Here is a 14,546-nt window from a genome sequence, read left to right as displayed (position 1 = left end):
TACCTCCCGGCGGACAAGAAAACTGTCACCTATGCAATCGGTCTACTCTGTTACCTATCTATCCGGTTCGGACACCGGGCATTTCTCCCCGTATAGTGACGGGGAGAAAGACGCCTTCGCAAAGGATTTCGCCAATCTGCAGCGCTGCAGAAAGGGCGCAGACGTTGCGGCCAGCCCCCTTCTCCCCGTTCACGGGGAGAAGATGCCGGCAGGCAGATGAGGGGCTGCGCCGACGTCGACAGCGATCGCCTGCTACTTACGCTTCATCGCCTCCGCCAATGCGGCGCCGAATGCACCCTGCCCTGCCGCCCGTTCCGGCTGACGCTGCGGCGCCGGCGCGCGCGGCACCGGTCTGCTGCGATTGTCGCGCCGCTTCGGTGTACCGCCGTCGCCATCCCTGCGCATCGAAAGGCCGATGCGCTTGCGCTTGATGTCGATGTCGACGACGCGCACCTTGACCACGTCGCCGGCTTTCACCACCTCATGCGCGTCCTTGACGAAACGGTCGGCCAGTTGCGAGACATGCACCAGGCCGTCCTGATGCACGCCGATATCGACGAAGGCGCCGAAAGCGGCGACATTGGTGACAGTGCCCTCCAGCAGCATGCCTGGCTTCAAATCCTTGATGTCGTCGACGCCGTCGGCAAAGGTCGCGGTCTTGAAGCCGGGGCGCGGATCGCGGCCGGGCTTTTCCAGTTCCGCGAGGATATCGCGCACCGTCGGCAGGCCGAACCGCTCATCGACGAAGACACGCGGATCGAGCGCCTTGAGAGCGGCACTGTCGCCCATCAGCGAGCGGAGGTCGCGCCCGCAGGCCGCAACAATCTTTTTCGCCACGCCATACGCTTCGGGATGCACGGCCGAGGCATCGAGCGGTTCGGTGCCGTTGGCAATGCGCAGGAAGCCGGCGCATTGCTCGAAGGCGCGGGGTCCAAGGCGAGAGACCTTCAACAGGTCGCGGCGGCTGGCAAAAGGGCCGTTCGCGTCACGGTGCGCGGTAATCGCCTCAGCCAGCGAGGCGCCAAGGCCCGAAACCCGGGCCAGCAGCGGCGCCGAGGCGGTGTTGAGGTCGACGCCGACGGCATTGACCGCGTCCTCGACCACCGCTTCCAGCGAGCGGCCGAGCCGGTACTGGTCGACATCGTGCTGATACTGGCCAACGCCGATCGACTTCGGCTCGATCTTGACCAGTTCGGCGAGCGGATCCTGCAGACGTCGCGCGATCGACACCGCGCCGCGCAGCGACACGTCAAGGCCGGGAAATTCCGCCGCTGCCGTCGCCGAGGCGGAATAGACCGAGGCGCCCGCCTCGCTGACGATGACCTTGAGCGGCTTCGGCCCGGACTCGGCAGGCATGTCGGACAGCATGTCGGTCACCAGCCTTTCCGTCTCGCGGCTGCCGGTGCCGTTGCCGATGGAAATCAACTCGACCTTGTGCAGGCGGATGAGCTTTGCCAGCTCGGCTTGCGTGCCGCGCACATCGTTCTTCGGCGGAAACGGATAGACCGTCGTCGTCGCCAAGAGCTTGCCGGTGCCGTCCACCACCGCCACCTTGACGCCGGTGCGGATGCCGGGATCGAGACCCATCGTGGCGCGCGATCCGGCCGGGGCGGCGAGCAGCAAATCCTTCAGGTTGCGGGCGAAGACTTGGATCGCCTCCTCCTCGGCCCGCTCGCGCAGATCGCGCATCAAATCGAGCGTCAAATGCAGCGACAGCTTTATGCGCCAGGTCCAGCCCGCCACCTCCATCAGCCAGCGGTCGCCGGGCAACTGGCGGCCGATGGCATAGGCATCGGCGATCATCCGCTCGACCGGCTTCACCGGTGACACGTCGTCGGCATCGACTTCGATGTCGAGCGACAGCACCTCTTCGTTGCGGCCGCGCAGCATCGCCAGGGCGCGATGGCTCGGCACATTGGCCCAGCGCTCGACATGGTCGAAATAGTCGGAGAATTTCGCGCCGGCTTCCTGCTTGCCGTCGACGACGCGCGACCGCATGAAGGCGCGTTCCTTCATGTAGCTCCGCAGCCTGCCGACCAGGTCGGCATTCTCGGCGAACTGCTCGGATAGGATGTCGCGCGCGCCCTCAAGCGCCGCCTTGGCGTCGGCTACCTCTTCACTGATGTAGGCCAGCGCCAGTTCGCTAGGCACCGCCGCGCGGTCGGCAAGGATGGCCTCGGCCAGCGGTCCCAGCCCGCGCTCGCGCGCGATCTCGGCCTTGGTCCGGCGCTTCGGCTTATAGGGCAGATAAATGTCTTCGAGTTCCGCCTTGGTGGCGGCCGCTGCGATCTTGGTCTCAAGCTCTTCGGTCAGCTTGCCCTGCTCGCGGATCGAACCGAGAATGGTGTCGCGGCGCGCGTCGAGCTCACGCAGATAGGCGAGCCGCTCGGCCAGCAGGCGCAACTGCGTGTCGTCGAGACCGCCGGTGACCTCCTTGCGGTAGCGCGCCACGAACGGCACCGTCGCGCCTTCGTCCAGCAGCCCGATCGCCGCCGCGGCCTGTTCGGGCCGGGCCGCGATTTCGGCTGCGATGATTGCTGCGATGCGCTCGGATGCCATGTCGTTCCTGCTGTCCTGTCGAAAACAGCGGCGACCATAGGCGCAGAGCGTCGCCCCGCCAACCGCCGCGTTTTCGACCGCCCAATAGGTCCACAGGAAAGCTCGTTTGAAATTCGCATGGCAGAATGCGCCACGCCTGGATTTTGCCCATGCACTTCAGACGTTCGCGCTGCCCCTCATTGCCCTGCCGGGCATTTCTCCCCGTGTAGTGACGGGGAGAAAGACGCCTTCGCAAATGGTTTCGCCAACGACCAGCGTTGCAAAAATAGCGCCGCGGTGCGGCCAGCCCCTTCTCCCGTCACTATACGGGGAGAAGGTGCCGGCAGCGGGGCAGCGCCGACATCGCCGGTCGGATGCTGCCCAGCTAAACCATCCGGCTCAGCGCTTCGAAGAAAGCAATCACGTCGACATCGAGCGGCTCGTCGACCGGCACCGGCTGCGACGACATCTTGGCGATAACCACCTCCGCCTTGGGATCGACGTAGAGCCACTGGCCGTGGATGCCGATGCCGCAGAAGGCGCCGCTTGCCGCTCCCGTCTGGTAATATTTGTTGCGGTAGCGGCCTTGCGGGAAGAGGAACGCCATCGCGCCACGCTGCCAGGCCTCAGCATCTCCGCCTGTGCTGACAGTGTCGCGCACCCAGGCTTCCGGCACGATGCGGCGGCCATTGGCCATGCCGCCTTGCCGCATCATCTCGCCGACCCTCGCCAAGTCGCGCGGCGTCACTGAAATGCCGCCGGCCGCGCGCGCAGTGCCTTCCCTGTCGACCGTCACCGAGGCTTCGCTCGTTGCACCAAGCGGCAGCCACAATCTCTCGCGCATCAGCTCGGCGAAGCGCTGGCCGGACGCGCGCTCGAGCAGGACGCCGAGCAGGTCGGAATTGGGCGAGCGGTAGCGGTAGGTCCGGCCATGCGGCTCGCCAAGACGCTGCAGCGTCAGGATGAAGTCGGTCAGGCTTTCGGTGCCGCCGCCCGGATTCCACAGCGTCGCGCGGCGATAGCGGGCAAAGGCGCTTTCCGGATCGAGATAGGCTTCTTCGAAGTCGAGGCTGACGCTCATGTCGAGCACATGCCGCACGCTGGCATCGCCATAGGCCGAACCGGCAGCTTCCGGCAGATAGCGGGTCACCGGCGCCTGCGGATCGAAAACCCCCTCGCCTTCCAATATGCCGGCCAGAATGGCGGTCAGCGACTTGCTGATCGAGAAGATGATATGGCGGGCGCCGAACTCCATATGCGGTGCAAACCAGTCGCCAACGATCTTGCCGGCTTTCATGATTGTCAGCGCGTCGGTGTCGGAGCGCCTGAGAAAGGCCGCAACCGTCTCCGGTCCGCCAGCCAGCGCGATCTTTTCGTCAAGCAGCCCAGCGAAATCCTGAGCCGGTAACTCGCCATTGCCCGGCATGGCTGCGACGCGTGCGCTCGGCACCAGCTCGCCGACATTCTGGAACGACCACCGGTTGAACGGGCTTTCGCGCCAGTTGCCGAGCAGCACCTCGTTGCGGGCAAAGCCATATCTGGTCTCGAACGCGGTGTTGCCGGTCACGGCGTTTCCTCTCGAATTCTTTTAGGAACTTAAGCCAGCGCGGCGGCGATCGCGTGGACGGCTTTCAGCGTCGCCACCGAATAGGCGATGCTGGTGAAATCCGGGTAGCTCGAAAGCTTCACCACGACCATTCTCGTGTTCCAGTCGATATGGATGAGCTGGCCGAACACCCCCCGGCACATCAGCGCGCGTGAGCGCGGATCCTCGATCCAGAACTGGTTGCGGTAGCTGCCTTGCGGCAGGCTGGGATTGAAATCCGGTCCATGCCTGCCGTTGCGCGTCGCCTCGATCCAGTCGGCCGGCACCACGCCACCGCCATTGTCGAGGATCAGCTGGCCGAAACGGCCATAATCGCGCAGCGTGGCGTTGAAGCCGCCATCGGCGATGGCGTAGGCGGCGCTGTCGACGGTGAAGCAGGCGCTTTCATCGGCGCCGAGCTTTTGCCAGAGTTCGTCCGAGACCAGCTGCGCCAGCCGCTTGCCGGTCACCCGTTCCATGATGAAGGCGAGCACGTCGGTCTCTATCGAACGGTATTCGAAGGCAGCGCCATGCGGCCGGCTTGTCTCCTTGAGCCGCAGGATCAATTCGAACATATGCGACGGCCACTCGAAGGCCGGGTCGCTGCCTGGCGGCACCGGTTTCCAGCCGCTGGCGACATCGACCTGGCCGATGTCGGAATAGCGGTCGGTGTATTCCTCGGAAAAACGCACGCCGGTCGTCATGTCGAGCACATGCTGCACGCTGGCACCGGCCCAACCGGTAGTTTCCAGCTCCGGCAGATAGGTCGTCACCGGCATGGCCGGATCGATCAGGCCGCGCCCGGCCAGTATGCCGAACACCGAACCCGTGACCGACTTCGCCATCGACTGCGACAAATGCAGCGTGCGCTCGGTCATGCCGTTGCAATAGCGCTCATAGGCGATCTTGCCGTCCTTGAGCACGAGGAACCCATCCGTATAGGTTTCGTCGAGCAGCCCGGCCAGCGTCGTCGGCTGCCCCGTGCTGTCGCTCACCGGCAGCGCGTCGAGATCGACTTCGGCGCGCTCGAACCGGCGGCGATGGCCATTGCCGCGCCACACTTCGACGGTCGGCAGAATTTCGCGGATGTGCTGGAACGCCCAGCGGTTCCATGGCGGCCGGTCCCAGTCGAGCTTCGGCGGCACCATTTTGGGCGGCGAGCCCTGCATGATCGGCGGCACCGGTTCGCTGTTGCGGTAGGAGGTCATTGCATGCTCCGCGTCGTGTCGTCCCGCGGTATCCCGACGGTTTTGCGTCATCATAGTTTCGGCCGGCGCGCCTTTTCTCCGTACCAGCCACCGACTGCTTTTTCATAGGCCATGCCGGCGCGGAACACATCTTCGTCACTGTAGGTACGGCCGACGATCTGGATGCCGGTTGGCACGCCGTTCTTTGCTTGGCCGGATGGAACCGACAGCACCGGGCAGCGGCTCATCGTGTTGAACGGCGTCGTCATCACCCAGCCCAGCGAGGGATTGACCAGCTTGCCGTTGATCCTGATCTCGTCTTTCGATTGGTCGTAGTCGGCCGGCACTGACGGCAGAGCCGTGGTCGGGCAGATCAGCACATTGTACTTTTCGAGCAGCGGCCCAAGCGTCATGTACATGCGGCCAGCCACCTCCAGGCTGCCGACGAAATCGGTCGCCTTGGATACTGCTCCCTCCTCGGCGAACTTGCGGGCGTAGGTCGTCATCTCGTCGGCATGGTCGGGCAGCAGTTTCGACAGGAACGCGCCGAACAAGTGGTTCAGATAGGCGAGCCCGGCCTCTAGGGCCTCCGGTCCCCAGCCGAGATCGACCTCCTCGACCTCGGCGCCCAGCGAGCGGAACACGTCGAGCGCTTTCTTCGTGTTCTTCACCACTTCCGGGTCGACCTCGAAGCCGCCGAGATCCATCGAAAAGGCGATCTTCCAGCGCTTGATCGGCTTGAAGCTGGTCGGCAGCGTCAGCTTTGGCCGGAGCGAGGCTATGTCCAGAGGGCTGGGACCGGTCATGACGTTCTGCAGCAGGATCGCATCCTCCACCGTGCGTGCCAGCGGCCCGGTGTGACAGTAGAAGTCGAGATTGAAGGGCGGGTCGTCCGGGTTGCGGCCATAGGGCGGCTTGTAGCCGACGACGCCGCAGGCCGATGCCGGGATGCGGATCGAGCCGCCGATGTCGGAGCCTGTGGCGATCGACGACGTGCCGGAGGCGAGCGAGGCACCCGAGCCGCCCGACGAGCCGCCGGGTGTGAACTTGGGATTCCACGGATTGCGGGTGACACCCCATAACCTGGACCATGTATAGGTCGCGCAGGAGAACTCTGGCGTCGCCGTGCGTGCATGGACGATGCCGCCCGCCTCGATGATGCGCTCGTTTATGGCCGAACTGGCGTCAGCAACGAAATCCCTGGTAATCAGCGAGCCACCGGTGGTCGGCTTGCCCTTGATGTAACTCTCGTCCTTGATGCCGATGGGCAGCCCCTCGAGCGGGCCTGTCTTCTTGCCCTTGGCGTATTTCGCCTCGGCTTTTTTGGCCAGCGCCATTGCCTCGTCGAAATGCGTGTTGGTGAAGGCGTTGACCGTGTCCTTCGTCGCCTCAGCCTGGCTGATGACCGCTTCCATCAGCTCGACCGGTGAGAGCTTCTTTGCCTTGAAGCGCTTCAGCGCTTCGCTTGCCGGCAAATAGCAAAGATCGAGATCGGACATGGCAGGCGCACTCCAGGCACGTCGGACGACAGCCCGACGTTGATTCTTGTCGAAGGCATTCCCTTGATGGGTTCAAACAGGGCCCGGCAGGCATTGCTGCCGGGCCAATGGTACTGCGATCACTTCTGCAGTTCGGTCCAGATCCTGGTGTAGAGCGCCTGCACGTCGGGCGCGCAGGTCAGCATGAACTCGCCCTTGTCGGCGAACTCGGCGGGGATGTTGACCTCCGGCGCCGTTTTCATGTCCTCAGGCATGAAGGCTTCCGATCCCTTGATGCCGTTGGCGTAGCGCGCGAAAGACGAGATCATCGCGGCGTTCTCGGGAGCCATGACGAAGTTCTGGAACAGCTTGGCGTTTTCGACGTTCTTGGCGTCCTTCAGTACCGCGAGATTGTCCATGAAGATTGGATAGCCCTCCTTCGGATAGCCAAAGACGATATCCTTGTTCTGCAGACGGGAGCGGAACGAGGCGCCGTTCCAGTCGACGCTGGCGGCGAAGTCGCCCTTGGCGAACTTCTCGACCGTGCCGTAGTCCATGGAAATCCATTTCGGCTTGGCCGCCACCAGTGTATCGCGCACCTTCTTCAGCACCTCCTTGTCGCCGGTGCACGGCTCGCCACCGACATATCTGATGGCGAGATGCATGACGTCGGCCATTTCGGGAACGACGTTGACCTTGCCGACCAGTTCCGGCGGCGGATCCAAGAAGATGGCCGAGGTGTTGGGATCGCCCTTGTAGACTGCGGTGTTGACCGTGACGCCGGTCGTGCCCCACTGCCACGGCACGGTGTATTTGCGGCCCGGATCGAAGGGAACATCGACCCATTTCGGATCCATGTTCTTGAAGTTCTCCATCTTGTTCGGCTCTGTCTCCAGGAGCAGCCCTTCCTGGATCCAGATCGGCACGAAGCTCGCCAAAGGCACCACGACGTCGAAGCCGCTGCCGCCCTGCCTGATCTTGGCCAGCGCGGTGTCGTTGGAATCGTAGTCGGTGACGGTCACCTTGACCTTGTATGTCTCCTCGAATTTCTTGATGAGCTCGGGGCTGGTGTAGTTGCCCCAATTGTAGATGTTGAGTTCGCCGTCGGCACGGGCGAGACCCGCCGAGGCGAACAGCGCGGTGCTGAGCGCCGTCGCAGTCAGTTTCCACTTCATCGTTTCTCTCCTGTCATTCCTGATCCTTTTTCCTGCTGACGAAAAAGAAGACGGTGACGATCAAGATCGAGATCAGCAGGAACACCGTCGAAATTGCGTTGATTTCCGGCGTGATAAAGCGCCGGAACTGGCCGAGCATGTAGGTTGGCAACGTGTCCTGGCCGCCGGACTTGACGAACTCGGTGATGACGACGTCGTCCAGCGAGATGACGAACGCGAGCATCAGCCCGGCAAGGATGCCTGGCCACAGCAGCGGAAAGGTGACGCGCCGGAAAGCCTTCCAGGGGGTCGCGTAGAGGTCGGCCGCCGCGGTTTCCAACGACAGGTCCATGCTCTCGAGCCGCGCCCGGATCGGCAGATAGGCAAAGGGAATGCAAAAGGCGGTATGCGCGACCATCAGGTAGCCCAGCCCCGAATAGCCGGTCCAGATCTTGATGCGCGAGAAGAAGATCAGCAGCGCCACCGCAGTGACGATCTCCGGCACCATCAGCGGCTGGTTGATGAAGGCGTATTTGAAGCCGAGGCCGGGATAGGGTTTGGTTCGGGTCGTGGCGAGTGCAGCCATGGTGGCGACGATGGTGGCAACAGTCGCGGCGACCAAAGCGATCTGCAGCGACCGGATGGCGGCATCGACGACCTGGTTGTTGTTCCAGGCCTGGTAGAACCAGCGCAGCGACACGCCTTCCCAAATCGCGATCGAATCGCCGGCGTTGAAGGCATAGACGACAAGCGTGACGATCGGCAGGTACAGCGCAAAGAAGCAGATCATTGCGATGGTGGTGAAGCCGGTCTGCCGGCGGATGTCGAAGCGGCTAGCCATGCGCGCCACCCCGGCGCCCGACGGTGCGGACATACAACAGCATCGCGACCATCACGATCGCCATCAGCGACAGTGACAGCGCCGAGCCGAGCGGCCAGTTACGGCCCTGCCCGAACTGCAGCTCGATCAGATTGCCGAGCATCATATTCTTCGACCCGCCGAGCACGCGCGGCGTGACATAGGCGCCCAGCGCCGGGATGAAGACCAGGATCGAGCCGGCGATGATGCCGGGCTTGACCAGCGGGATGATGACCCGCCTCAGCACCTGGAAGCGGTTGGCATAGAGGTCGTAACCCGCCTCGACCAGCCGGAAGTCGATCTTTTCCATGCTGGCATAGAGCGGCAGCACCATCAGCGGCAGATAGACATAGGTCATGCCGACCATCAGCGCGAAATCGGTGAACATCATCTGGATCGGCTGGCTGATGATGCCGAGCTTGATCAGCACCGTGTTGACGAGGCCCTCATTGCGGATCACCTCCTGGATGGCAAAGGTGCGGATCAAGAGATTGGTCCAGAACGGGATGGTGATCAGGAACAGCCAGATGTCGCGCTGGCGCGCCGGCCGTGTGGCGATGAAATAGGCGGTCGGGAAGCCAAACAGCAGCGTCAGGATCGTTGTCAAGAACGACAGCTTGGCCGAGCGCCAGAAGATCGACAGATGCGCGTCGGCGAAGGCCAGCGTATCGTCGAAGATGTCACGCTGCATCAGCACCGACAGCCAGCCGTCGGTCGAGAATTTCCACACCACGTCGCCATACGGCCCAGGCGTCAGGAAGGAGTAGATCACGACGATCAGCAGCGGGCCGGTCGCGGCGAGAAAGATGATGATCAGTGCCGGCGCCGACAGTAGCCAGCGATCGCGGATCTCTCGGCGTTCGGCTTCCTCGGCGACTTGTTCCGCGCTCGCCATCAATCCCTCAGCACTTGTGCGGCGTCGTTGCCGATCGAAATGCCGACCTTGTCGCCCCGCTCGAAGCCGCAGCCGGCGCTGCGCGTGTTCTGCTGGCGCACGGTGAAGCTCTCGCTGCTGTCAAGGCGAACATGGATGTGCGTGTCGGTGCCGAAATAGCCGATGTTTTCGACCGTGCCCGACAGGTCGCCCTTGCCGCTGATCAGCTTGGCATGTTCCGGCCTGACCACCACGGTGGCATTGTCCTTCGGCTGGAAGCCGTCCGCCACGGTCGCGTCGATCGTCGCGCCGGATTTGAGCGTTGCGCGTGCCTTGCCGTTGCCCATGCCAGATATGGCCGCGGTCAGGAAATTGGTTTCGCCGATGAAGTCGGCGACGAAGCGCTCCGCCGGCTTGTCATAAATATCCCATGGCGTGCCGACCTGCAGGATCTTGCCCGACGACATCACCGCAATGCGGTCCGACATGGTCAGCGCTTCTTCCTGGTCGTGGGTGACGAAGATGAAGGTGATGCCGGTCTGGTGCTGCAGCCGCTTCAGCTCGATCTGCATCTCCTTGCGCAGCTTGAAGTCGAGCGCCGACAGCGGCTCGTCGAGCAGCAGCACTTTCGGCTGCGGCGCCAGGGCCCGCGCCAGCGCCACGCGCTGCTGCTGGCCGCCGGAAATCTGGCTGGTGCGGCGGTTGCTGAGCGCCTCCATCTTGACCAGCTTCAGCATCTCGGCGACCCGCGCCTTCACTTCGGCCTTGGGCTTGCCGAGCATTTCGAGGCCAAAGCCGATGTTCTCGGCCACCGTCATATGCGGGAACAGCGCATAGTTCTGGAACACGGTATTGACCGGCCGCTTGAACGGCGGCAGTGGCGCGATGTCCTGGCCATGCAGCAGGATCTCGCCGGCGCTGGGGAAATCGAAGCCGGCGATCAGCCGTAAAAGCGTCGTCTTCCCGCAGCCGGACGGGCCAAGCAGCGTGAAGAACTCATTTTCGCGGATCGACACCGAAACCGTGTCGAGGGCGGCGACCTGTGACTCCCCGCTACCGAAGACCTTGCGGACGCCACGAACTTCAATTGCACTTCTACCCGGTTGTTCCGGCACGATTACCCCATTCTTGTGTCCGCTCTTCTGGCGGATCCAGTTCCCACTCGATTGTCAGCACACGGCGCATGGCTTGGCAAGCACACATCTGAATGTCGATTCAGTAGGCAATTCCCGTGCCACCATCAGGCCTGGTAGGTGACCTTGCCGCCGCAGATCGTCGTCGCCGGCCGCACCGTATGCAGCGCTTCCGGCGCGGTCGCCTCGATGTCGCCTGAGAGCACCACCAGATCGGCCATAAAGCCTGGCTTGAGACGGCCCTTGCGATGCTCCATGAACTCGGCATAGGCGCCTTCCACCGTGTAGCCGCCGAGTGATTCATGCAACGAGAAGCTCTGGTCGGGATCGCTTTCTGCCCATGGTTTGCGCAGCACAGCCGCCTGAATGCCCAGGATCGGATCGATCGGCGACACCGGCCAGTCGGAGGCGAAGACGACGCGCGCCCCGGCATTCTTCAGTGTCCGCCAGGCATAGCTCAGCGGCCAGCGGGCAGGCCCGATGCGCGACACAGTTGGTTCCAGCGGCAAGCCCATGCTGCCCGGCGGATGCGGCGGCTGCATCGAGGCAATGACGCCAAGCTTGGCGAAGCGCGGTATGTCGGCGGCGGTGACCACCTCGATATGCTCGACCCGGTGCCGGCTGTCACGCTTGCCGTTTTGTTTCTGCGCCGCCTCGTAGCCGTCGAGCACGGCGCGCACGGCGCCGTCGCCAATCGAGTGCACCGCCATCTGCAGCCCGCGCCTGTCGACGGCCACGGCAATGTCGATGAATTGCTGCGGCGTGAACAGCGGCTCGCCCAGCCAATCCGGACGGTCCGCATAGGGCTCGACCATCACCGCAGTCCAAGAATCGAGCACCCCGTCGTAAAACACCTTGACCATGCCCGACGACAGCCATTCGCCATTGTAGCGCTCAGCCATATCAGAGGCTTTGTCGAGCATGTCGAGCGTCATGAAATTCTTGTAGTGAAACGGCACCTGCACCCGGCACAGCAAGTCGCCCTCGGCTTCGATCTCGGACAGGAGTTCGAGCTGGTGCAGATTGCCGTCCATGTTCTGGATCGAGGTGATGCCGTGCCTGGCGCACCATTCCAGACCGCGGCGCATGATCGCCCGGTCGGAGGCCTGCTCCGCCGGCGTCGGCTTCGGGTCCGGCTCGCCGCCGGTGGCCAGGCCGAGCCGCACACGCTCCTCGCCGGCCAGAGCGATCAGCGGCCCAAAAGCCTCGCCCTCGCGCAATTCGCCACCGGCCAACCCGTCGTCGCCCATGACGATCTCATTGCCGGGACCAAGCCGCTTGCCTCTCAGCAGGCCGGCCAGTTCCAGCGCCTTGGTGTTCGCCCACATGGTGTGGTGGTCGGGAGCCGCCATGACGAAGGGCCGGTCCGGCAGGATGCGGTCGAGGTGATGGCGGCTGACCCGCTCCGTCGCCGACAGATGGTATAGTCGGCGCCTTGCGCCTGCAGGACGGACAGGTCCGGCCGCTTTGCGGCATAGTTGCGCACAGCATCGCAAAGCGCATCGAAACCGTGGACGCCCATCAGTTGGAGGTGATCGAGCTCGGCCGCGCCGGCGAAAAGATGCATATGCGCTTCGTTGAAACCAGGCACGACCGAGCCGCGCTCGGCGTCGATGACGCGCGTGCCGGGTCCCTTGTGCTCCAGCACGGTCGCGCGATCTGCGATGGCAATGATTTCGCCGTCCTTGATGGCTATGGCTTCGGCGCGGGGAGTATCGGGATCCATCGTCAATATGCTGGCGTTCTCGACGATCAGATCGGCCGATGGCGGCATAATTTTCTCCCGTTTGAGCTTAGGCTAGCAGAGTATTGGCGTCTGGCAAGCCGCCGCTGCCACTCGCAACAACGATCCGGGAAAGCCACTTGGCGGCGCTGAAACTCTCTGCCACAAAGCAATCCGTCAATGACGGATACGCAACCCGCAGAGCGAGCCGGCCGCCAAAATGAAGACTGTCTTCTCCCCTCTTCACGCCGGTCATGCCGGCAATTTCGAGCTGATTTCGGGGGCTATCGTGCCGGCCTTCGAGAAGCCCTCGCGCGCCGAGTTCATCAAGGCGAGGGTGGAGAGCGAAAAACTCGGCCCGGTGCTGCCGCCCGACACGCACGACCTCGCTGCCGCCAGGCAGGTGCATACCAGCGACTTCATCGATTTCCTGCCGACTGCATGGCCGCTCTGGGAAGCGTCGGGCCGGACGGGCTCGGCCCTCCCCTTCACCTGGCCGACGCGCGGCCTGCGCGGCGATGTGCGGCCCCAAACCATCGATGCGCTGCTTGGCTTTTACTCCTTCGACGGCGGCGCCACCTTCGTCAAAGGCACCTGGGAGGCGATCAAGTCGTCCTATGACGTGGCGCTGACCGCAGCCGCCCTGGTCAAGGACGGCGAGATATCAGCCTTCGCGCTCTGCCGCCCGCCCGGCCATCATGCCGGAGCTGCGTTCATGGGCGGCTATTGCTACATCAACAACGCCGCGGTTGCCGCGCAATGGTTACGCGACCAGGGCGCCAGGCGTGTCTCTATCCTGGATGTCGATTACCATCACGGCAACGGCACGCAGGAGATCTTTTACAGCCGCAGCGACGTGCAGGTGCTGAACTTGCATGGCGACCCGATGACCGAATATCCGTTCTTCCTCGGCCATGCCGACGAGCGCGGCGCCGGACCCGGCGAAGGCTTCAATGTCAACTACCCCATGCCGTTCGGCACCGCATGGGATGCCTGGAATGCTTCGCTGGAGGATGCCTGCGGAAAACTTGTGGCTTACGCTCCCGAAGTCGTTGTCGTCTCGCTCGGCGTCGACACGTTCGAGAAGGACCCGATCAGCAAGTTCAAGCTGAAAACCGCCGACTATCCCAGGATTGGCCGCCGCATTGCCAAGCTCGGCCTGCCGACGCTTTTCGTCATGGAAGGCGGCTATGCCGTCGAGGAAATCGGCATCAACGCCGTCGGCGTGCTGACCGGATTTGAAGATCGGTAATGCATGTCGCCCAAAGGCTGGCCCGGGCGTTCGAGCCGAAGAGCGCAGCGGTGATGGCAGCTACGCCCCTTGGCCGATCGTCTGGAGCGCGCTTCCCGGGCCCTCTCATTTCGACAAGCCTGGTTGACGCGAAAGAGTGGATCGATCGTCATTGTCTGCTCTCCGGCGCGTAATGGAGGATGACAACACCTGACTTGAGCGTCTTCGTCTCGAGATGCTTCAGGGGTATCCGGTTCGGGCCGCCCTTGAAGAGCGGCGTGCCTCTCCCGAGAATGACCGGGTTGATCCCGAGGTGATACTCGTCGATCAGGCCGTGCTCCATCAGGGTCGCCGTGAGGTCGGCGCTACCGAATACGAAGATGTCTCCGCCGTCCCTGGTCTTCAGTTTGGAGACTTCTTCTGCGACATTGCCGTTGAAGAGCTTCGTGTTGTTCCAGTCGGCGCTTTTCAGCGTGCGCGAGAAGACCACCTTCTCGATGTTGTTCATGAAATCCGCGATCCAGCCTTGCTCGGACGGCCAATAGGCCGCCATGAGCTCGTAGGTCACGCGGCCGAAGATCAGCGTGTCGGCGTTTTCCTGGGTCTCACGAATGTAGTTCTCGAGCTCTTCTTCGAAGACGAACCAGCTGATGTCCCTGTCAGGACCTTCGAAGAAGCCGTCGACGGTCACCATGTCCCATATGATCAGTTTTCTCATAGAACCCTCCTCTTCGTGTATCCCTTTATGAATTCTCGGCCTATCCAGCGAAGCGGAAGCGCATGT

Annotated in this window: 10 protein-coding genes and 1 pseudogene; 1 reads left to right on the top strand and 10 read right to left on the bottom strand. The window is 63.2% G+C overall.

Annotated features, from left to right (window positions below; genetic code table 11):
• Positions 1-252: 252 nt before the first annotated feature.
• The 9 genes and pseudogenes from JG739_RS08780 to JG739_RS08740 all read right to left on the bottom strand — a co-directional run bounded on the left by JG739_RS08780 (position 253) and on the right by JG739_RS08740 (position 12,582).
• Positions 253-2,559 (bottom strand): Tex family protein, encoded by a 2,307-nt coding sequence (locus JG739_RS08780; RefSeq protein WP_202366122.1) that lies wholly within the window; start codon positions 2,557-2,559, stop codon positions 253-255.
• Positions 2,560-2,923: 364 nt separating this feature from the next.
• Entirely contained in the window at positions 2,924-4,105 is a 1,182-nt protein-coding gene (locus JG739_RS08775; protein ID WP_202366121.1) for a serine hydrolase domain-containing protein, read from the bottom strand.
• Positions 4,106-4,134: 29 nt separating this feature from the next.
• On the bottom strand, positions 4,135-5,331 hold the full coding sequence (locus JG739_RS08770) for a serine hydrolase domain-containing protein (RefSeq protein WP_202366120.1): 1,197 nt from the start codon (positions 5,329-5,331) through the stop codon (positions 4,135-4,137).
• 50 nt (positions 5,332-5,381) lie between these two features.
• On the bottom strand, positions 5,382-6,809 hold the full coding sequence (locus tag JG739_RS08765) for an amidase (protein WP_202366119.1): 1,428 nt from the start codon (positions 6,807-6,809) through the stop codon (positions 5,382-5,384).
• A 119-nt stretch (positions 6,810-6,928) separates the two neighbouring features.
• Positions 6,929-7,963 carry an ABC transporter substrate-binding protein gene (locus tag JG739_RS08760; RefSeq protein ID WP_202366118.1) on the bottom strand — a complete coding sequence of 345 codons (1,035 nt, stop codon included), beginning with the start codon at positions 7,961-7,963 and terminating at the stop codon, positions 6,929-6,931.
• Between the two features lie 13 nt (positions 7,964-7,976).
• Positions 7,977-8,783 (bottom strand): ABC transporter permease, encoded by an 807-nt coding sequence (locus JG739_RS08755; RefSeq protein WP_202366117.1) that lies wholly within the window; start codon positions 8,781-8,783, stop codon positions 7,977-7,979.
• Complete coding sequence (locus tag JG739_RS08750) at positions 8,776-9,696, bottom strand: ABC transporter permease (protein WP_202366116.1); 921 nt, start codon at positions 9,694-9,696, stop codon at positions 8,776-8,778. The genes JG739_RS08755 and JG739_RS08750 overlap by 8 nt, the downstream gene beginning before the upstream one ends.
• Entirely contained in the window at positions 9,696-10,790 is a 1,095-nt protein-coding gene (locus JG739_RS08745; RefSeq protein ID WP_202366115.1) for an ABC transporter ATP-binding protein, read from the bottom strand. Before JG739_RS08745 ends, JG739_RS08750 begins: the two co-directional genes overlap by 1 nt.
• 125 nt (positions 10,791-10,915) lie before the next feature.
• Positions 10,916-12,582 (bottom strand): annotated as a pseudogene (locus JG739_RS08740) (amidohydrolase).
• A gap of 169 nt (positions 12,583-12,751) precedes the next feature.
• On the opposite strand from JG739_RS08740, the gene JG739_RS08735 reads away from it, so the two are divergent.
• Positions 12,752-13,783, top strand: coding sequence for a histone deacetylase family protein (locus tag JG739_RS08735; RefSeq protein WP_202366114.1), 1,032 nt, complete (start codon positions 12,752-12,754; stop codon positions 13,781-13,783).
• 148 nt (positions 13,784-13,931) lie between these two features.
• On the opposite strand, the gene JG739_RS08730 is transcribed toward JG739_RS08735, so the two are convergent.
• Entirely contained in the window at positions 13,932-14,480 is a 549-nt protein-coding gene (locus JG739_RS08730) for a dihydrofolate reductase family protein (protein ID WP_202366113.1), read from the bottom strand.
• Positions 14,481-14,546: the final 66 nt, after the last annotated feature.

It is taken from the genome of Mesorhizobium sp. L-2-11, assembly GCF_016756595.1.
Classification (GTDB): domain Bacteria; phylum Pseudomonadota; class Alphaproteobacteria; order Rhizobiales; family Rhizobiaceae; genus Mesorhizobium.
This window is presented reverse-complemented; position numbering and strand designations above follow the sequence as displayed.

What these genes read in the sequence shown, in the direction of transcription:
- JG739_RS08760 (WP_202366118.1), bottom strand. Translation starts at nt 7,963, where the DNA reads ATGAAGTGGAAACTGACTGCGACGGCGCTCAGCACCGCGCTGTTCGCC.
- JG739_RS08770 (WP_202366120.1), bottom strand. Translation starts at nt 5,331, where the DNA reads ATGACCTCCTACCGCAACAGCGAACCGGTGCCGCCGATCATGCAGGGC.
- JG739_RS08765 (WP_202366119.1), bottom strand. Translation starts at nt 6,809, where the DNA reads ATGTCCGATCTCGATCTTTGCTATTTGCCGGCAAGCGAAGCGCTGAAG.
- JG739_RS08755 (WP_202366117.1), bottom strand. Translation starts at nt 8,783, where the DNA reads ATGGCTAGCCGCTTCGACATCCGCCGGCAGACCGGCTTCACCACCATC.
- JG739_RS08780 (WP_202366122.1), bottom strand. Translation starts at nt 2,559, where the DNA reads ATGGCATCCGAGCGCATCGCAGCAATCATCGCAGCCGAAATCGCGGCC.
- JG739_RS08730 (WP_202366113.1), bottom strand. Translation starts at nt 14,480, where the DNA reads ATGAGAAAACTGATCATATGGGACATGGTGACCGTCGACGGCTTCTTC.
- JG739_RS08750 (WP_202366116.1), bottom strand. Translation starts at nt 9,696, where the DNA reads ATGGCGAGCGCGGAACAAGTCGCCGAGGAAGCCGAACGCCGAGAGATC.
- JG739_RS08735 (WP_202366114.1), top strand. Translation starts at nt 12,752, where the DNA reads ATGAAGACTGTCTTCTCCCCTCTTCACGCCGGTCATGCCGGCAATTTC.